Here is a 17,773-nt window from a genome sequence, read left to right on the forward strand (position 1 = left end):
TACGTCAAAGGTATTCAAGCTAACTTTTGGATTTTTCGAGTGACTCAATAAACTTGTTCGACTCGTTAATCGATTTGTTCATCTCTTTAATCAGGCCCGAAATATCGGTTTGCAGGCTGGCAAATTCGCCTTTGATTGCACCAATGGCTTGGGCGTTCAAGTTATGCTTGAGATACAGCATGTTGTCTTTCATGGCGGTGAGGATGGGCGGCATTTTTGATTCGGCGCGGTGCATGCTTTTGATCAATTGTTCGTAGGCGCGGCGGGTTTCTTTGAGCTTAGCTTCACTGTTACGGCGCAAGCTGGCTTTGCTGATCTCGCCAATTTCATCTTGCCACTCATCGAATAACGCTTCGGCTACATCTTCAACTTTCTTGATGCGGTTACTGACGTTATCTGCGGCGCTTTGGGCCGATTCGTATTCATCCTTAGCCTTGTTATAGGCTTTTTCTAGGTTGCCGCCATCGTGATTGAGCAGGGCTTGCATCTCTTCGAGGGCCGAGCTGAACTCTTTTTGGGCGTCCTCTTGGGATTCTTTCGCGTCTTTAACTCTGTCGACCATAATATCGCGTTTATGGTAACCGACCTTTTCCATCGCGCCGTAATAGGCACTTTGGCAACCACTGAGCAGGAGGCTTGCGGCAATCAGGCCTGAAGTTATCAGTCTTTTCATTGGGTATTCCGTCACTGAGTGAATTGAAATTAATCGGCCTTAAATCGGGCCGCATCGATAATGCTCCACAGATGAAAGATAGCACCTATTACCGCGGGCACAATTAGCCACCACAGGGCATAACCCACCACTGTGATAATGAAAAATAACAGTGCGGCCATAATGCGGCCTTGTAATAGTTGGCCTAACCCAGGGAAAAATAGGCTAGCAATAGCGGAAATAACGTTACCCGCAGATCCTTGTTGAGACATCAATTCACTCCTTAGACTTGTAAATTAAGTGTTTATTGTACGAAGATAACGAGTCTATACCAACAGAATCAAGAGAAACCCGTGACTAAGAAGATAGAACTGGCACAAATTCGCGTCTTATTCCTCGGGATCTGGCACTTCCTGCTGCATTTAAGGCGGCGTTTAGTGGAAGATCAGATCAATATCCGCGCCGGACACTTGGCCTATGTCACGCTATTGTCACTCGTGCCTATGGTGGCCGTGACTATGTCTATGTTGTCGGCTTTTCCGGTGTTTAAAGGCATTCGTGGGCAGATAGAAGGCTTTGTTTACGAAAACTTTTTACCCGCTGCTGGCGACACAGTGCAAGTGTATATCAATGAATTTGTTGGCAATGCGTCTAAGGGCACAGCCGTGGGGATCGCGGCTTTAGTGGTGGTTGCCATTATGCTGATTTCCGCCATCGACAAATCACTTAATAACATTTGGCGCACTAAAGAGAAGCGTTCCGTGGTGGTCGCATTTTCTATGTATTGGATGGTGCTAACGTTAGGGCCGGTATTGGTCGGGGCGAGTTTGGTCGCATCCTCCTATGTGATTTCACTGAAGGTGTTTGAAGCTGAAGCTTTATCGGGCATGTTGCCGATTTTTATTGCGCGCTTGCCCATGTTGTTTTCAGTTGCCGCATTCTTGCTGTTATACATGGTGGTGCCGAATCAGAAGGTGAAGTTTTTACATGCGTTATTGGGGGCGATTGTGGCCGCGCTCTTGTTTGAGCTAGGTAAAAAAGGCTTTGCCTTGTACGTGACTCAGTTTCCAAGTTATGAAGCCATCTACGGTGCGCTCGCGACGATACCCATAGTGTTTGTCTGGGTGTATTTATCGTGGATGATAGTGCTGCTCGGCGCGGAAATTACCGCGGCTATGCCAGAATATTTAGATTATGAATCGAGCTCAGATGACGAAACGGCCCTGAATGCCAAGCCATTAGCAGATGCCAGCCAAGGTGATTCGTCGTCAGTATTAACGTCGGCAGAGGTGACGGCACTCAAGGCCGTGGCGAAATCGGAATGACATCCCTAAACGGTTAAGTAATGGCGATAACACTTAATGCCTGAATCAGTGCTTGAATCCTTTCCCCCTTTTATCCGCCGCGACTGGTTTAGCGTTGGCAATGGTCAGCAATTACATCTGGCGCAATACGGTAATCCTCAAGGTATCCCGCTGTTGTATTTGCACGGTGGTCCGGGAGCGGGTTGTGATATCGGTGATTTAGCATTGTTTAATGGCGATCAATATTGGATTTTGCTGTTAGATCAACGAGGTTCTGGGCAATCCTTGCCCTTTGGCGATTTAGCCCATAATCATCTTAATGGTTTGATCTGCGATATGGAGGCGATTCGCCTCGCGTTAGGTATTGAGCGCTGGTGTTTAGCGGGCGGCTCCTTTGGGGCCACATTAGGCTTAATTTACAGCGGATTATTTCCCGAACGGGTGATAGCGCAAGTACTGTGGGCGTTATTTATTCCGTCTAAAGAAGGCATAGATTGGCTCTATGGCGCTGACGGCGCGGCAAAATTGCAACCTGCGGCTTATCGACTCTTCAGTGGTAATGCGCCCGTTGCGCCATCGCTGGCTGAACTGCTGGATTCGTACCATCAAGGTTTGGCATCGGCCGATGAAAACCTGCGACACCATTTTGCGCGGCGTTGGGTTCAATGGGAGCTAAAGCTCGCTGGGGCGAGATTAGTGTTGCCAAGACAGTTACCCGACCCTGTATTAGCGTTAGCGGATATCGAATTGCACTTTGCTCGGCATGATTACTTCAATGCCATGAGTGTGTTGCAACGCGTGACGCCTAGGGTGAAGGCGCGTAGTGTGTTATTGCAAGGAATGCAGGATGCGATTTGCCCAGCGGCGCTATTGCGCGATTTTTTGGCTAGGCTAGAGCATGCTATTACGATTCAATCTGTGGCCGACGGCGGACATATGCTCAATAGCGAGTCGTTGTTTTTGGCGGTCACAGCAGAAATCCATGCTATGTGGTCGTGGATACATCAAAGGGAAATACAATGAAAACATTGCTCATCAGTGCCAGTTTACTCGGATTAACTGCCTGTGCCGCTACGGCGCCCTCGCAAACCAGCGCGATTGACCCAGTGGTGGCTCTGGAGAACGTGAGTGCACCCGTCGCGCCCAAAGTCGTTGAACTGGGTGGATTGACCAATGACGCTGCCGCTGAGCGCTTGTATCAAGCGTTGATTAACGCTAACTACTTGGCCACCAAAGTTGCGCCAACTAAAGTCGCGGTGCAGTTTGGCGATAACCAGTTTTTGCTTGAGCCGAGTATTAATTCTACGGGCATTGACCGTATTTTAATGAATCGTTTCTATGCCGTGCATCCGCAATTACAGGCTAGCCAAGAGCTGCCTGTGGTGATTGGCACTTTGAATCAAAAGCTTAATTTTGCCAAGTTTGTGTTGCTGGACCAAGGCGCTGTGATCCAAATACAAGGCACTGTCACCTTTGCCGATCATGTTGAAATTGAAGAGTTACGCCGTTTTATGCTGTGGACCAATGGCGGTTTGGCACAAGTCGCACAATCCTTGCCCGATGGTATCGACCAATATATTCGTCCTATCCCGCTCATGCAGTAAATGGTTCCCGTTAAGCCTTAATCTAAAAAGGAAAAGTTGTGATTGCGTTAATTCAAAGAGTGAGCCGCGCCAGTGTGGTTGTCGATAATCAAACCATAGGTGCGATCGATAAGGGCCTGTTGGTTCTGCTGGGCGTTGAGCAGGAAGATACCCGCGAGAAGATGGAAAAACTGGCAACTAAAGTGATGAGTTATCGCGTGTTTTCCGATGAAAATGGCAAGATGAATCTCAACCTAGGGCAAGTCGGTGGCTCTTTGTTAGTGGTGTCGCAATTTACCTTGGCTGCCGATACGGGTCGCGGTCTGAGGCCGAGTTTTTCGGGCGCAGGTACGCCGGATCAAGCCTTGGCACTGTATGAAGAGTTTGTCGCATTTTGCCGCGCTAAGGGCGTGACCACAGAAACCGGACAATTCGGCGCCGATATGCAAGTGTCCTTAGTTAATGATGGCCCTGTGACTTTTAATCTGCAGGTGTAGCTTCTTATCGCGCGAGTGATTGCGTTAGTTATTGTGTTAGCTATTACGTTAGCTATTACATTAGTCAACGCGTGGTTTTTCTGTGGGATAGAGTGTTGAACTTATTCGATGTTAGCTGTGAAGAGGGATGTATCGAGGTAAATGCACATGGATGAATTACTTACTCAACTACTCATTCAATTACGCCAGACGTGGCACAGTACTATTCCTGTTAGTGAATTTATGCAGATTGCGCCGCTCGATTACAGCGAGGGTGAGTTTCGAGTCACAGCGCCGATAGCGCCTAATATTAATCTGCATCAGACCATGTTTGCCGGCAGCATTTATACCTTGATGACCTTAACTGGCTGGGGCGCTGTGTGGCTGAACCAGCAGTTAGCTGGCGTTGCGGGTGACATTGTGCTCGCCGATGCTCATATTCGTTATCTCGCTCCAGTGACTTGTGATCCTGTGGTAACAGTGCAATGGCCAACTGTGGATCTCAGTCCGTTGCAAAGGGGGCGCAGAGTGAAAGTGAAGTTAGCAGTGCAATTGTATTGTGATGCGAAACTTTGCGCGGTATTCGAAGGCCTGTATGTCAGTGCGCCGAAAGTGAGTTAATTTATAGCGCGTCGCAACAACCGATAACCTTTCTAAAAAATCGAAGTGAATCTCAAATTTTATCCACTTTATTTCTTTTTTATGGGCGAATACACTAGCGTCATAGAGTTGAGATATTCCATCTGACTCTGAGTCATTTACCTATTTTCGGAGCAGATTATGTCTAAAGTCTTAATTTTAAAATCAAGCATTCTTGGCGGTTATTCACAATCTGCCGTGTTAATTGACCACTTAGCTAGCCACTGGGAAACCCAAGGCGCTGCTATTACAGTACGTGATTTAGGCGGTAAAGACGTGCTGCCTATGGTAGACGGTGAAATCGCTTCTGGGTTACGCGGTGGTGCAGAATTATCGGCACGTCAGCAAGAAATGCTCGCATTATCAGATACTTTAGTTGCTGAATTAAAAGCGAACGACACTATTGTTATCGCAGCGCCTATGTATAACTTCACTATTCCGGCTCAACTTAAAAACTGGATCGATTTCATTGCCCGCGCTGGTGTGACTTTTACTTACACTGAAACAGGCCCAAAAGGATTAGTGGAAGGTAAACGCGCTGTGTTAGTGACGACCCGTGGCGGCGCTCACAAAGATGGCCCAACGGATCACGTTGTACCTTACTTGAAAACGGTTTTAGGCTTTATTGGTATCACTAATGTTGAAGTGGTTTACGCCGAAGCGCTGAACATGGGTCCTGAAGCCCACGACAAAGGCATGAGCGAAGCGAAACACAGTATCGATCAGCTGAAGGCTTAATTGCCCCATTGATTAGCTGAGTCATTTGATTTAGCTGAATAAATAATGCCAGCCTTAATAGGCTGGCATTTTTGTATGTGCATTTTAGCTCGGTTGGCAGCAGACTAAATCTTTGAGCGACCCCCCATTCACCACGCAGCCAAAACCATTGGCCTTGAGGATATCGCAGCCTTTTTGCGCTCGAATACCCGCGCCACAGTAGAGCACGAAGGGATGCTGTTTATTGTCGACTTGATGCAACCATTGATCGAGCGTTGGTAATGGCACATTAATGGCTTGGGGCAAATGACCCGAGGCAAATTCCTCTGGTGAACGCACGTCAATCACCCGTGCGCCTTGCTCAATCAATTGCCAACACTTTTCGCCCGAGTGGCTGCCGGTTAACTTAGCCAGTAAAGATTGAAACATAGCATTGCTCCTACCATTAGAAAATTTTCAATAAGTTTATTCTAATGAATTGGCGAGTGCAAGCGTTGCAAATTATCGGTAGTAATGGTTTGGTCTTTGGCGTTGTTGGTACTCGAACTCTGCATTATTGGCGTTAGATAAGCTGCAACAAGCTAGATTCACTGCCTCGTTGATAGTGAATGATGTCGTGGAAGACCACGGCTTGGTCGTTGAGATTTCGATAGCCATGGGGTTTGTCGGCCGCAAATCGCACCGCTTCACCTTGCTTGAGCGTTTGCCACTGTCCATCGACTAACACTTCCATCGTGCCGCTTAATACAATGACATGTTCAGTGACGCCAGCTTCATGGGGCTCAGAAAGCCGCTCATAGTTTGGCAGCAGGGTGAGTTCAAACATCTCAAAACCAAATCGGTCTTCAAAGGGAAACAGTGAGGCAACTAACATGCCGTCGGTGGCGGGTTGTTGGCGTAACTCGTCGGGCTTACGGAATACAGCGCCTTGGCTCTGGGGCGTGGGTTCGAGAAAGGTCGAAAGCGAGATATTGAATCCACTGGCAATTTTCCACAGCGTCGCAATGGTTGGGCTCGATTCGCCGCGCTCGATTTGTCCTATCATGGCCTTGCTGACGCCCGTCTCTTGGGCAGCTTTATCTAAACTCCATCCCTTTTGGTTGCGAAGTGCTTTAAGCGTGGTGGCGAGATAGCTGTTTATCGTCTGCACAATGGCCCCATCATTTTTATAAAAATTTAGTTTGTACGTTATAACGCACAGATGTTATCTTGTCCATCTCGTACGTTATAGCGCACAACGTGGTGGCGACAGCAATTGCAGAGGAAGGGAGTGGATATGTGGCGAGATGCAGGGAGTTTGTCAAAAATATCAGCGGGTTTTATTGCAGTATTAGTGGGTTATAGCAGCTCGGCTGTGATTATCTTTCAAGCGGCGGAGGCCGTGGGTGCGACACCTGCACAGATTAGTTCATGGCTGTGGGCTTTAGGTGTGGGCATGGGCGTGACCAGCATAGGATTATCGCTTTACTACAAGAATCCTATTCTAACGGCTTGGTCGACACCGGGCGCGGCGCTGATGGTGACCAGCCTAGCGGGATTGAGCGTCAACCAAGCCATAGGCGCGTTTCTGGTGAGTTCGATTTTAATCACCCTTTGCGGGGTGGCAGGCTGGATGGATAAACTGATCCGCATCATGCCGCAGTCTGTGGCTTCAGCCATGTTAGCGGGGATCCTGTTGCAGTTTGGCTTAGGGCTTTTTCAGGCGATGCAAACCCAGCTGAGCCTCATATTAATCATGCTGTTGGTGTTTGTCGTCGTTAAGCCTTTTGCGCCGCGCTACATCATCTTGCTGACCTTGCTGGTGGGCATTGGCATGAGCTTTCAATTCGATTTGCTCAAGCTAGATGCCTTAGAGTTGCAACTGGCGATGCCGGTGTGGACCATGCCTGAGTTTTCGCTGGCGAGTGTGATTGGCGTGGCGTTACCGCTGTTTGTGGTGACTATGGCCTCGCAAAATATGCCAGGCGTTGCTGCGCTACATGGTAATGGCTACAGGCCGCCTATTTCGCCTTTGATCACGACTACAGGATTCATCGGGGTTATCCTCGCGCCCTTTGGCGGTTTTGCTTTCAACTTATCCGCCATTACAGCCGCTATTTGCATGGGTAAAGAAGCAGACCCGAATCCCGCGACCCGCTACTGGGCGGCAGTGTGGGGCGGGGTGTTTTACTTTATCACTGGGTTACTCGGCGCCACTGTGGTCGGCCTGTTTTCCGCTTTCCCTAAGGAATTAGTACTGGCCATCGCCGGATTAGCGCTACTTGGCACTATCGCCAATAGCCTTACCGCCGCATTAGCTAAAACCGAAGATCGCGAAGTAGCGGTGATCACTTTTTTGGTCACGGCATCAGGTTTTAGTGTGCTGGGTATTGGTAGTGCATTCTGGGGGTTATTACTTGGGTTTATTATCCATTGGTGGAACGGGCACAGAACTGCAGCTGTGGTGAAGCGAGCGAATACTTAGCTGCAGCAAAGCGCCTTAGTAGATGAATTTCAAAGACTAAGGCGCATGTGTTTTAGATTTTCTTCGTCATAAACACGCTATTGGGGTCGAGTTGGTAGCAGTCGAAGGGGCCACAGATTTCAAAACCAAATTTGCTGTAGAGCATACGTGCAGGATTGAAGAAGTCCATCGAACCTGTCTCTAGACTGAGGCGTTTGATGCCAGTACTTTTGGCATCGTTAATCAAGTGCTGCAATATTTTAGACGCTATGCCTTGCTGTTTATAGGGCGTGGCGGTGCGCATGGATTTGATCTCGGCGTGCTCGGCATCTAACCATTTTAGTGCACCGCAGCCCGCTAAATTATTGCCATCCCACAGGGTCCAAAAGCGAATATTGGGCTGACGCAGGCGGTCAAGATCTAATGCGTGAACGCTTTCGGGCGGTGAAGTTGCTCGCATATCGTCGAGGTGTTCTGTTAAAAGTGCTGCAATTTCAGGCCCTTTTAGATCATCTAGTATAATTTTCATCATCTTTCTCAAGATTGAAACTCCCTCTGTTGTCGCTTATCCATCATAGTGTTATCGCGTTTAGTTCTTTTTAGGGGTAAACGCTGCGGTGGATAAGCAAAGGGTAGGCCAAGAGTTCTTGCTAAAGAGATGACGTTTCATCCCTTGGTTTTGATCGATAGGGCAAGCAAGCAAGGAAGGTTGTCCTTACTTTTGGACTTTTAAATAAAAATCAAAGTCGTGGGGCTTCACCCCACACCCGACCAAAAGGGGAAAAGCGCCTGTTCCCCTTTTGGATATCCCCCGGCGTCCCCAACGGAGTTGAAAGCCCCTTGGGCAATTAGCACCCTTATGCTATCGCGTCAGACGCTCGTCCCTGATTCGACTGACGCTATCTCGGCATCTGATAGGCAGGACGCCTGAATGTCGTGAAGTGCATGGATGCACGAGAACGACCATGCCTCGATCACGCAACGAACGCTAATGCCCTGCGGCAACTCCGAGGGGGTGGTGTATTCCTTAGGCTATAGCGTTATTGGCCAATTTTTTAAGGAATAAAAGTTATGCCTGTCTGATCTTTTGATCTCGAATAAAATAGGACATTGGCCTTGCTAAACCCGAGGTGACTTATATGTCCGATCTTTCCTTCGATCTTTTTTGATGTTCCCTAGTCAAGCCATTTAAGCCAGAGCAAGCTGTAGGTAAACTGAAAGTGCATAATATTGTTGATTTAAAATGGGTGGCCAGATTTATTGCGATTAAGCTTTATTTTTGCACGGCCGATATAGCAGATTCGAATGTTTTAGGAATGAACTCACAATTTGTATATGTAATCATTGATTTTTGTACTATTTCCCATTTTAGCTCACCATCTTTACCCGATTTTGAGAATGCATTTAACTGTGGATAATTTTGTTTGACCATTTTTTCAAGAGAATGGCCTTCTTTGGTTAAATATTCAAAATCTGTCAACAACTTAACTCCAGAAAAGTATGATATGGTGGCATCCTTATTGTTAACTCGGCCTAAAACTTTTAGAATGAATTTATCTAAAGAAACTTGAAGTAATTCAATATCTTTTAACCATTCTAACCAAGAGTTATTCTGGCCACAAACATCAACCATTGTGAATGTTGCTGGCTTATTCATATGCAGTAAAAGCATTATACATATAGGATCTAATGCAATATTTTCTATAGAATAAGCATAGCCTTCTCCAAAAACTACGATTTCATTATCTGATCGATTACTTCTATCCCAATCAATTATTCCTCGAACACTATTATTTCCGCTTTCAGATAATGCATACACTTGACCTATAACATGACTACAGCTTCCTACACCATTTACAGCTTGAAGAAACTCTTGAATACGACCTAAATCATCAATTTTAAGAATTTGTTTTACTTTATCCTCAATTTGTTTAATTGGCATTTTAGGCCCTGAGCTAACAAAGTTTAAAGAAATCTTAGGATCAATTATTGTTGATCTATGAACTAGTTTTGAGTAAATTAGTTGATATATGTTTGCGTCATATTGACTTTCAACAAAAACCTGTCTTCTATTCTCTGGACTTAATGATATTTGTGTTATTCCATCTAGTAATTCAGAAATTGCGACATCTTTTTCAACTAGTTTTAAAACTCCTTGTTCAATAATATAAACACTATTATCCGGGGCCAATGCAACAGTTGTTGGTGAATGTGTTGTAATAAGAATCTTTGAATCGAAATTCCGCTGGAAAGAATCTAAAACTTTATACATTTTAACTACCATTTTGGGGTGTAAAAATGCATCTGGCTCATCAATTAATAATACTTTAGGCACCTTAACAATCGTCGAGTTATAATATTGGCTATTAAATAATGTTAATGCTAACCAAAGTAATGTTTTTTCTCCTGACGATAACGCATCAACACCAACAGGTATCCCTGTATCACTCTGAATTAATTGTGCTTGATAAGCATAACTTTTTAAAGTTTCATCAGGTATATTGAACTGAAATTTACCTTCAAAAGTGTCATTTAAAATGCCATTTATTGTTAGCCACGGTTTATTGCCAAATACATCGACAAATTGGTCGTCTGTCAAGTAATCAATATCAATTTTTTTATTTTGTTTTTCCACTCATTGATTTCATTTTGCTCTTTTCTTTTGATGTACTGATTCGATATTGTAGAAATATTTTGGATGCCAAGAATATTATTTGCAGGCTCTTCAAAGTGAAGAATTATTTCATCATGTGTCAACTCACTTGCTGGTTTACCAAGCGTTTTTGATATTGACGAAACTAACCTAAAAAGAGACATATAATCTAGACTATTATCTCTTCCCATAGAACTTCGACTATACTGTTCTACTTGACTTTGATCGTATGGAAGGTCAAATACATGCTTTATTTGATCATAAAATCTTAATGTCCCAGTTACTCTTGCCTGTAATTGATTTACATCATAACCATGGCCAAAATTCGGATTTAATGTAGAATGTGAAACTATTGATATTTCTTTACTATCAATAAGTTCACCACCAATTCTTACCTCTGATGAACGATTTTGCATGCTTTCAAGTAGTCGAGTTTTTCCTGAACCATTTTTACCTGTTAATACGACTATATCGCTATCAACATCAGCACTAAGCTTTAATTGAAAGCCTTTATGTTCTTTTTGACCTTTAATATTTAGAACCACAAAACCTCCTGACTATAAGCTTAGTATTTGTATAGTGCGCATGCACATAATCTCACCTCAGACCACAGGGAAAAATAATGCACAACCAACTGATTTATAAATTATTTCTACGATAGCAAAAATTATATTGTGTATAAAGTGTGCATTCGCATGATTTTCTATGGTTTGATTCTGTGGCAAATAATGGAATAAGTCACCACCATTTTTCAGTTATAACTATTTATTTTTCAAAATGTTACTTTAACTCTAGTCATATAAACCAGCAAGTTACGCTAATGCTAGAAAGGCAGGCCATAGTGATTGGCGAGACGACCGTCCGCCCCATGGACGGGGCGGTCGAGCATCCAGGGATGGACTCGCTGCGTGTCGTCGAGTCAGTCGCATGGTTGGCCTCACGCCTACTGCAAATACACCTGATATATCTATTTCAGATGATTTTGGGGTAGTTGTGGTTGACCTAACAGGGCAACGATGAGGATGAAGTCGTCTTCTTTTGTGAAGTAGGCGGTGTGTTTACCAATAGGAAAGTAGAAACCGTTGGGGTAAATATCATCGCAGCTTCTGCCTAATCCGGGGTTATCGGCTAACATTTGCAAGCCGGATATTAGGCTTTCTTTGTATTTGTGCCACTGCGACTCAGAAAAGTTTTGAATGGTGTAGTCTTTAATCTTTAGTAAATGAGTCTGAGCTAACTTACTCAGTTTATAGCGTTTATTTTTCATGTAAGTTGCTACAGGGCGTTAAGAAAATCTTCGCCATCAACGACATTAGCTTTCGCTAAGTCTTCTTTAGCAGCGTTGAAGCAGTGTTTAAGGTAATCCGCTTTCATCGCCTCAAGCTGTTCGAAGTCGTGGATAGACATCACAACAACCGCATCTTTACTGTTTTTGCTGATCTTGATGGGTTCGCGTTGAGCATTTAGCAGTAACTCACCGAAATTTCGTTTGGCGTCATTGGCTGTTAATGTTTGCACGATTAAGCCCTCTTATTTGAAAGTACAGTAGCAGTATAGTGTATTGTGCGAAACGCTCAAAACGATTAAATCGTGCGATCTTTTCGAAAACAAATGGGTCATAAAGCTTTATCGCCAGTAAAAGGCACAGGCTACAAGATCAACCACGTTGTGCGAGTTCCCTAATCCGCTCACTATTAATTATCCTTTCCGATTCTCAACATTATCCAAACGGATATAAAAATGGCCGAGGATAAGCTCGGCCATGATTTGTTCTATTCATCGTAAAACGGGCTGGTTTAGTAGAATTTCTTCAGGTAGCTTGCCGCGTATTTTTGCAGTTTTCGGTTTGAACTTGTGGTCGCAATATTCTCAATCACGTCGCGGTAATCTGCATTGCCTGAGCTTGCTAGGGCTTTTGCCATGTTGGCATAGGTATCGATGGCGAGTTTGTCGTCGGCCATTAAGCGTGGCGTTTTCAATTCGTTACTGAGTACGGCTAGGATAAAGTCATCGTACTGACGATCATCCATAATGCGTTTAGCCGCCAGTCGCATTAACTCTAAATCATCGCTGCGTAGGGCATTGGCAAAGGCATTATTTTGCTGACTTTGGTCGGCAGCATATTGGCTTTTATCCCCAAGAATTGTATTCCACTTTTTATATTGCGCTAGGTTTTCATTGGCTTGAGATGCGTATTTTTTGAGTTTTTTGTGATAGTTACCATTTACAATGCTGTTGATGGTTTCGCTGTACTTGTCGTTACCCGAGTAGGCTAAGCCTTTGACTAACCAAGCACTATAGTCGATGGCATTTTTTTCAGTCGCTTGGGGTAAAGAGGCAAGCAGTTTAGCTTCGAGCACATCGTAAATTGCAGGATCGGATAAACCTGCAAGGCTTAACGATTCGATGGCTTGTTTCTGCTTAAATTCGTTGTCGCCCTTAAAGACTTCTTGGTAGGTTTCTACCGTGTATTCTTTGGCAAACAGTGGCGCGGTTAATAAACTGATGCTCAGCAGCATCCCTGCAAACAGTGGTTTCATTGTTATGTCCTTATGTGGGTTTTAGGTGTTATCTGGTCCAGCGTTTAAAAATCAGCGAGGTATTAATGCCGCCAAAGGCGAAATTATTACTCATCACATAATCTGTGTCGATTGGGCGCAGTTCGTTGCGGATATAGTCCAAATCAGCGCACTGTGGGTCGATATTCTCAAGATTGAGTGTTGGCGCAAACCAGCCCGCATTCATCATCTCAATACTCACCCAAGCTTCTAACGCACCGCATGCACCTAAGGTGTGGCCTGTGTAGCTTTTAAGGGATGAAATTGGCGTCTCCGCGCCAAACACTGCTTGAGTCGCGTGACTCTCGGCAATGTCACCACGGTCGGTTGCTGTGCCGTGGGCGTTCACATAACCTATGGCGCTAGGCTCAAGCTGCGCATCTTTGAGGGCTAATCTGATGGCGATTTCCATGGTCTGCGCATTCGGTTGGGTGACGTGTTGGCCGTCGGAATTTGTGCCAAAACCGACTAACTCAGCATAAATTTTTGCGCCACGCGCCTTGGCGTGTTCGAGCTCTTCGAGCACCAGTGTACAAGCCCCCTCGCCAATCACGAGGCCATCGCGATCCGCATCAAAGGGGCGCGGTGTGAGTTCGGGCGTCGTATTTTTAGTGCTAGTGGCAAATAAGGTGTCAAACACCACAGCTTCGGTAGGGCAGAGTTCTTCGCCGCCGCCCGCCAACATTAAGGTTTGCTGACCATATTTGATGGCTTCATAGGCATAACCTATGCCTTGGCTACCCGAAGTGCACGCGCTGCTGGTGGTGTGAATGCGGCCCTTTAAGCCGAAGAAGACGCCAACGTTCACCGCTGTGGTGTGCGCCATCATGCGGATATAGCTAGTGGCGGTGACGCCCGACATATCGCCCGTTTTCAACATATCGCCAAAGGCGGTTATAGGATCGGTACTGCCCGTGGATGAACCATAGGCAATCCCCATTTCACCCGAGGATACGATAGGGTCATCTAGTAATCCCGCATCGATTAAAGCCAGCTCACTGGCGCGGGTCGCCATAATAGAAACCTTGCCCATGGAACGAATTTTCTTGCGCGAATAATGGCTTGGCACGTCAAAGTCAGTAATAGGCGCGGCTAAGCGGGTGTTGAGGCCGTCGTATCTATCCCAGTCATTCATAGTGACGACGCAGTTTTTCTGTGCCTTAAGGCTTGCCGCAATGGTCGGCCAATCATGGCCTAGGGCGGTAATGCCGCCAATGCCAGTGATGACCACTCGTTTACAGCGTGTTTGATTTGTCGCCTCGCTCATTTAGATCATGCCTCCATTGACCGATATCACTTGGCGAGTGATATAGGCGGCATCGTCAGACATTAAAAATGCGGCTAAGGCGGCGATTTCACTCGGTTTACCCATGCGGCGCATCGGCACTAATTGCTCGACCATATCCTTAGGAATATCGGCCACCATGTCGGTTTCAATCAAGCCGGGGGCGATACAGTTGACGGTGATTTTGCGTTTTGCCAGCTCTAATGACAATGCCTTAGTCGCACCGATAATACCCGCTTTTGAGGCGCTGTAATTGACTTGGCCACGGTTGCCCGCAATCCCAGAAACAGAGGCTAAGGTAATGATACGCCCGCCTTTGCGGCCTTGTACCATAGGCATCACGCAGGGGTGGATGACATTATAAAAGCCGTCTAAGTTAGTGTGGATCACGCTGTCCCATTCGCTTTCTGTCATAGCGGGAAAGGCGGTGTCGCGGTTGATGCCAGCATTGAGGATCACGCCGTAATAGGCGCCATTAGCCTCGATGTCGGCTTCGATGGCGGCTTTAACGGCCGCGCGTTCAGCAACATCAAATTTCAGCAGGCTCACATTGACGCCAAGCGCGCGGATTTGCGTGGCAGTGTCATCGGCCGCTGCTTGGTTGCTGTGGTAATGCAGTGCGATATCTAAGCCTGCAGCGGCAAGTTTTAGGGCGATGGCTTTGCCTATGCCGCGGCTCGAACCTGTGACTAATACTCTGTTATTCATCTGTTTTCTCCACCCCATTTTATCTTTAGGAGTCGGTATGGGGCTGCATGTATTTATGGTAAAAAGCTGTTTGCTACGGCGCTTAATCTAACGCTTTTATCGACAGGCTAATTCAGTTTGCTGTGATTACTTGGTCTCAGCATGGTCTCAGCATTGCCTCGATATTTGTGTCTAAGTTAGTGCCCAAGACTTCTATTGCCCGCGTCTTGATTTCCATCAAGGTAGGCTTGCGTGTCCTGAGGTTGGAACACATTCACATTGGCTGTAGCCACTAAGATTTTCTCTTGATCGCTTCCGGCTTCGGGCAGCAGATAAATCTGGCAATCGAATACCGCTAATCCCGACTCCTCTTGATAGAGGCGGTTTACCTGGGTGCGATAGGTGCGCCCGAGTTCATATTGCTTGGCATGTAGCGCTAATTTGCGCGACCCCAACAGAAAACCCACGCGGATTTTATCATTGCGCAGCTTAGCTTCTACTCCGGCCAGTGCGGCAATACTTTGGGCCATATATTCGATACCCACATAATTGGGTACGGCTTGATGTTTATCGTCGAAATAGGGGCTTTGGGTTGTGATAGTGACTTCGGTAACTAAAGTATCGCGTTGATAAGAGATGATCTTATCGACCAAGATCATCGGCGCCCTGTGGGGGATGAAATCGGCAATATCCTGCTCGGCAAAGGGTAAATTGAATTGAATAAAGGGCATCATTTTAGGCCTCGTTACGGCAAAAAATCAGGCTGGCATTGCTGCCGCCAAAGGCGAAGGAATTACTCATCACATAATTAAGTGCGCCTTTTGCGGCGACTTGATGGCGTTCGACTAAGGCAATGGACGGGTCCTGTGGATCGACTTGTCCGTCCCATTGATGGGGCGGCAGGGCTTGGCTGTGATTATGTGCCGAAAGCAATAAATAGCAGAAGGCGGCTTCGATTGCGCCAGCGGCACCTAAGGTATGGCCGACTAAGGGTTTGGTCGAGCTGCAGGGTGGTGTGTTCACGCCAAATACTTCAACCACAGCGCGGCTTTCCATCGCATCATTTTTAGGGGTGGCTGTGCCGTGCAAGTTAATGTAACTAATGTCTTGTGCCGCAATATTCGCATCTTGCAAAGCCGCTTGCATGGCGGTGATTGCGCCTGCGCCTTCGGGGTGTGGCGCCGAAATATGATGGGCATCGCTCGACTCACCAATGCCAGCCAGCATGACATCGGACTCGCCCGCCGTTAGCACGAATAAGGCTGCGCCTTCGCCGATATTGATGCCATCACGGTTGATACTAAAGGGATTGCAGTGGCCTTTGGATACAGATTCCAAAGCATTAAAACCATTAACTGTGAGTTGGCACAAACTGTCGACACCGCCAACAATCACCATGTCGCAGAGGTTAGCGCTGAGTAAACGTTTGGCACTGGCAAAGACTTTGGCGCTGGAGGAGCAGGCGGTTGAAATCGTGTAGCAAGGGCCATCTAGCTCAAAATATTGGCGCAAAAAGTCGCTAGTGCTGCCGAGTTCCTGCTGGAAATAGTGGTAATCCGCCGGAAAGTGGCCGTGTTGATTGCGATAGCTTAGGGCCGCTTCACCTTTAGATATGCCAGAGGTGCTGGTGCCTAACACAACGCCAATGCGGGCATGACCCAAATCCCGTTTCGCTTGTTCAACTGTGGCGGCAATTTGCAGTGCGGCGCACAGCAGTAACTGGTTATTGCGGCAATCGAACTGGATGAGCTTTGCAGGAACCGCAGGCAGCGCAGCCGTCACTGGCGCAACTAAGGTTGGGTGCTCGAACAGGAGTGTGTCACTGCGCTGCATCGCGCTGGTATCGCCTGCGATCAGGCGGTCTAAAACCTGCTGGGGATCTTGCCCTAGCGGGGTACACAGTCCAATTTGTGTAATGGCGACTCTGTTCATCATAGCGTATCGTTTTTTTACCATGGCACAGTGAAGTGCGGGTGTTAAAAGGTTAAATAGGTTCGATTTCTAGCTCAAACTTGGCCTGTGGCATAGTTAGGCTGATGTGGGCTTGCCATAGGGCATCGCCGACATCTTGTTGATAACGGATTTGCACCACATGGGTTTGCAGGGCGCTTTTACTGATCAAGGTATCTTGGCTATAGATCTGGCGACAGGGGATTGTATTCATTCGGGTATCGACAAGCGTGTCGCTCTTATTTCCCTCAACCGTATCGCAAAGACCAGTCACTAAATGACCACCTTCCAAATGGGCGCGAATACTCTGCTCAGGCCAATAGATCAGTTGCATCATCGCCATTAAATACTCGGCTTTAAAATTGTCGCCCAGCAGCACACTTTGCTCACTGCTGAGTGTATTCCCATCATAAACCAAGGTAAACAACGCCTGTCCGAGTGGCGCTAAACCCACGAGCGTCATGCGCTCGCCCTCTAACTCCAATTGAGTGAGCAGTTCGTGGGACTCTTTCCCCACTTTAATACTGACTTTTTGGCTAAAGGACTGGGGAGAAGATACGCCTGTGTTGCTGTCGGTTTGCTGACTCGCCATGATGGCGGGCTTAGTTGTAGGCTCAGTCGTGGACTTTATCCTTGGCTGAGTCAACGGCTTATCGGTCGCGGGAGCAAAGTCATGGGGCAATGGTGCCAAACAATAACGCATATCCTTAGCGAGTCCGACACAGGTCTGCCTGAACAGCAGTTCACTACAGCCCGTTAGCCCAAGGCTTGCGAGCAATAGCGCGGGGATGATTAGCCATTTAGCGTTAAGGTTTAGCAGCATGCG

22 protein-coding genes are annotated in these 17,773 nt (G+C 46.7%); 7 read left to right on the forward strand and 15 right to left on the reverse strand.

Annotated elements, in window-relative coordinates:
• Positions 1-19: 19 nt before the first annotated feature.
• Positions 20-673, reverse strand: a complete 654-nt coding sequence (locus tag Q4Q57_RS07590; RefSeq protein ID WP_006079785.1) for a DUF2959 domain-containing protein — start codon at positions 671-673, stop codon at positions 20-22.
• Positions 674-702: 29 nt separating this feature from the next.
• Entirely contained in the window at positions 703-924 is a 222-nt protein-coding gene (locus Q4Q57_RS07595; RefSeq protein WP_006079786.1) for a hypothetical protein, read from the reverse strand.
• Positions 925-1,005: 81 nt separating this feature from the next.
• On the opposite strand from Q4Q57_RS07595, the gene Q4Q57_RS07600 reads away from it, so the two are divergent.
• The 6 genes from Q4Q57_RS07600 (at position 1,006) to azoR (ending at position 5,392) form a co-directional block, all read left to right on the forward strand.
• A complete protein-coding gene (locus tag Q4Q57_RS07600) occupies positions 1,006-1,977 on the forward strand; it encodes a virulence factor BrkB family protein (RefSeq protein ID WP_006086585.1) in 972 nt (323 codons plus the stop codon).
• Positions 1,978-2,013: 36 nt separating this feature from the next.
• Complete coding sequence (locus tag Q4Q57_RS07605; RefSeq protein ID WP_311890450.1) at positions 2,014-2,979, forward strand: alpha/beta fold hydrolase; 966 nt, start codon at positions 2,014-2,016, stop codon at positions 2,977-2,979.
• The gene (locus Q4Q57_RS07610; RefSeq protein WP_311890451.1) at positions 2,976-3,560 is read left to right on the forward strand and encodes a hypothetical protein; all 585 of its coding nucleotides are present in this window, start codon (positions 2,976-2,978) and stop codon (positions 3,558-3,560) included. The genes Q4Q57_RS07605 and Q4Q57_RS07610 overlap by 4 nt, the downstream gene beginning before the upstream one ends.
• Before the next feature lie 38 nt (positions 3,561-3,598).
• The gene (gene dtd, locus Q4Q57_RS07615) at positions 3,599-4,036 is read left to right on the forward strand and encodes a D-aminoacyl-tRNA deacylase (protein WP_311890452.1); all 438 of its coding nucleotides are present in this window, start codon (positions 3,599-3,601) and stop codon (positions 4,034-4,036) included.
• Between the two features lie 147 nt (positions 4,037-4,183).
• Positions 4,184-4,636 carry a thioesterase domain-containing protein gene (locus Q4Q57_RS07620; RefSeq protein ID WP_259523194.1) on the forward strand — a complete coding sequence of 151 codons (453 nt, stop codon included), beginning with the start codon at positions 4,184-4,186 and terminating at the stop codon, positions 4,634-4,636.
• Positions 4,637-4,795: 159 nt separating this feature from the next.
• Positions 4,796-5,392: an FMN-dependent NADH-azoreductase gene (gene azoR / locus Q4Q57_RS07625; RefSeq protein WP_006079792.1), complete on the forward strand. Its 597-nt coding sequence runs from the start codon at positions 4,796-4,798 to the stop codon at positions 5,390-5,392.
• Between the two features lie 84 nt (positions 5,393-5,476).
• On the opposite strand, the gene Q4Q57_RS07630 is transcribed toward azoR, so the two are convergent.
• Together Q4Q57_RS07630 and Q4Q57_RS07635 are read right to left on the reverse strand one after the other, a co-directional pair.
• The gene (locus tag Q4Q57_RS07630; RefSeq protein ID WP_311890453.1) at positions 5,477-5,800 is read right to left on the reverse strand and encodes a rhodanese-like domain-containing protein; all 324 of its coding nucleotides are present in this window, start codon (positions 5,798-5,800) and stop codon (positions 5,477-5,479) included.
• Positions 5,801-5,933: 133 nt separating this feature from the next.
• Positions 5,934-6,521, reverse strand: coding sequence for an XRE family transcriptional regulator (locus Q4Q57_RS07635; RefSeq protein ID WP_311890454.1), 588 nt, complete (start codon positions 6,519-6,521; stop codon positions 5,934-5,936).
• A 126-nt stretch (positions 6,522-6,647) separates the two neighbouring features.
• Between Q4Q57_RS07635 and Q4Q57_RS07640 the strand changes: the two genes are divergently transcribed.
• Complete coding sequence (locus Q4Q57_RS07640) at positions 6,648-7,835, forward strand: benzoate/H(+) symporter BenE family transporter (RefSeq protein WP_311890455.1); 1,188 nt, start codon at positions 6,648-6,650, stop codon at positions 7,833-7,835.
• Positions 7,836-7,887: 52 nt separating this feature from the next.
• Here Q4Q57_RS07640 and Q4Q57_RS07645 read toward each other — a convergent pair whose 3' ends face one another.
• The 11 genes from Q4Q57_RS07645 to Q4Q57_RS07695 form a co-directional block, all read right to left on the reverse strand.
• Positions 7,888-8,343: a GNAT family N-acetyltransferase gene (locus Q4Q57_RS07645; RefSeq protein WP_311890456.1), complete on the reverse strand. Its 456-nt coding sequence runs from the start codon at positions 8,341-8,343 to the stop codon at positions 7,888-7,890.
• 744 nt (positions 8,344-9,087) lie between these two features.
• A complete protein-coding gene (locus Q4Q57_RS07650) occupies positions 9,088-10,449 on the reverse strand; it encodes an AAA family ATPase (protein WP_311890457.1) in 1,362 nt (453 codons plus the stop codon).
• The gene (locus Q4Q57_RS07655) at positions 10,410-11,012 is read right to left on the reverse strand and encodes a hypothetical protein (protein WP_311890458.1); all 603 of its coding nucleotides are present in this window, start codon (positions 11,010-11,012) and stop codon (positions 10,410-10,412) included. The genes Q4Q57_RS07650 and Q4Q57_RS07655 overlap by 40 nt, the downstream gene beginning before the upstream one ends.
• 422 nt (positions 11,013-11,434) lie before the next feature.
• Positions 11,435-11,734: a type II toxin-antitoxin system RelE/ParE family toxin gene (locus tag Q4Q57_RS07660; RefSeq protein WP_311890459.1), complete on the reverse strand. Its 300-nt coding sequence runs from the start codon at positions 11,732-11,734 to the stop codon at positions 11,435-11,437.
• An 8-nt stretch (positions 11,735-11,742) separates the two neighbouring features.
• Positions 11,743-11,985 (reverse strand): type II toxin-antitoxin system Phd/YefM family antitoxin, encoded by a 243-nt coding sequence (locus Q4Q57_RS07665; RefSeq protein WP_107949614.1) that lies wholly within the window; start codon positions 11,983-11,985, stop codon positions 11,743-11,745.
• Between the two features lie 278 nt (positions 11,986-12,263).
• On the reverse strand, positions 12,264-13,007 hold the full coding sequence (locus tag Q4Q57_RS07670; protein WP_259511868.1) for a hypothetical protein: 744 nt from the start codon (positions 13,005-13,007) through the stop codon (positions 12,264-12,266).
• A 28-nt stretch (positions 13,008-13,035) separates the two neighbouring features.
• Entirely contained in the window at positions 13,036-14,292 is a 1,257-nt protein-coding gene (locus tag Q4Q57_RS07675; RefSeq protein WP_311890460.1) for a beta-ketoacyl-ACP synthase, read from the reverse strand.
• Positions 14,293-15,018 (reverse strand): 3-ketoacyl-ACP reductase FabG2, encoded by a 726-nt coding sequence (locus tag Q4Q57_RS07680; RefSeq protein WP_311890461.1) that lies wholly within the window; start codon positions 15,016-15,018, stop codon positions 14,293-14,295.
• 176 nt (positions 15,019-15,194) lie between these two features.
• Positions 15,195-15,731: a hotdog family protein gene (locus Q4Q57_RS07685; protein ID WP_371824902.1), complete on the reverse strand. Its 537-nt coding sequence runs from the start codon at positions 15,729-15,731 to the stop codon at positions 15,195-15,197.
• Position 15,732: 1 nt separating this feature from the next.
• Positions 15,733-16,932, reverse strand: coding sequence for a beta-ketoacyl-[acyl-carrier-protein] synthase family protein (locus Q4Q57_RS07690; protein ID WP_311890462.1), 1,200 nt, complete (start codon positions 16,930-16,932; stop codon positions 15,733-15,735).
• A 49-nt stretch (positions 16,933-16,981) separates the two neighbouring features.
• On the reverse strand, positions 16,982-17,770 hold the full coding sequence (locus Q4Q57_RS07695) for a DUF3261 domain-containing protein (protein WP_261271696.1): 789 nt from the start codon (positions 17,768-17,770) through the stop codon (positions 16,982-16,984).
• Positions 17,771-17,773 lie beyond the last annotated feature (3 nt).

This window comes from Shewanella sp. SP2S2-6 (genome assembly GCF_031931965.1).
Lineage (GTDB): Bacteria > Pseudomonadota > Gammaproteobacteria > Enterobacterales > Shewanellaceae > Shewanella > Shewanella baltica.

Coding starts and splice junctions, on each gene's coding strand:
- azoR (WP_006079792.1), top strand. CDS start 4,796: ATGTCTAAAGTCTTAATTTTAAAATCAAGCATTCTTGGCGGTTATTCA.
- Q4Q57_RS07610 (WP_311890451.1), top strand. CDS start 2,976: ATGAAAACATTGCTCATCAGTGCCAGTTTACTCGGATTAACTGCCTGT.
- Q4Q57_RS07645 (WP_311890456.1), bottom strand. CDS start 8,343: ATGAAAATTATACTAGATGATCTAAAAGGGCCTGAAATTGCAGCACTT.
- Q4Q57_RS07685 (WP_371824902.1), bottom strand. CDS start 15,731: ATGATGCCCTTTATTCAATTCAATTTACCCTTTGCCGAGCAGGATATT.
- Q4Q57_RS07640 (WP_311890455.1), top strand. CDS start 6,648: ATGTGGCGAGATGCAGGGAGTTTGTCAAAAATATCAGCGGGTTTTATT.
- Q4Q57_RS07675 (WP_311890460.1), bottom strand. CDS start 14,292: ATGAGCGAGGCGACAAATCAAACACGCTGTAAACGAGTGGTCATCACT.
- Q4Q57_RS07670 (WP_259511868.1), bottom strand. CDS start 13,007: ATGAAACCACTGTTTGCAGGGATGCTGCTGAGCATCAGTTTATTAACC.
- Q4Q57_RS07620 (WP_259523194.1), top strand. CDS start 4,184: ATGGATGAATTACTTACTCAACTACTCATTCAATTACGCCAGACGTGG.
- Q4Q57_RS07590 (WP_006079785.1), bottom strand. CDS start 673: ATGAAAAGACTGATAACTTCAGGCCTGATTGCCGCAAGCCTCCTGCTC.
- Q4Q57_RS07690 (WP_311890462.1), bottom strand. CDS start 16,932: ATGATGAACAGAGTCGCCATTACACAAATTGGACTGTGTACCCCGCTA.
- Q4Q57_RS07695 (WP_261271696.1), bottom strand. CDS start 17,770: ATGCTGCTAAACCTTAACGCTAAATGGCTAATCATCCCCGCGCTATTG.
- Q4Q57_RS07595 (WP_006079786.1), bottom strand. CDS start 924: ATGTCTCAACAAGGATCTGCGGGTAACGTTATTTCCGCTATTGCTAGC.
- Q4Q57_RS07605 (WP_311890450.1), top strand. CDS start 2,014: ATGCCTGAATCAGTGCTTGAATCCTTTCCCCCTTTTATCCGCCGCGAC.
- Q4Q57_RS07660 (WP_311890459.1), bottom strand. CDS start 11,734: ATGAAAAATAAACGCTATAAACTGAGTAAGTTAGCTCAGACTCATTTA.
- Q4Q57_RS07680 (WP_311890461.1), bottom strand. CDS start 15,018: ATGAATAACAGAGTATTAGTCACAGGTTCGAGCCGCGGCATAGGCAAA.
- Q4Q57_RS07630 (WP_311890453.1), bottom strand. CDS start 5,800: ATGTTTCAATCTTTACTGGCTAAGTTAACCGGCAGCCACTCGGGCGAA.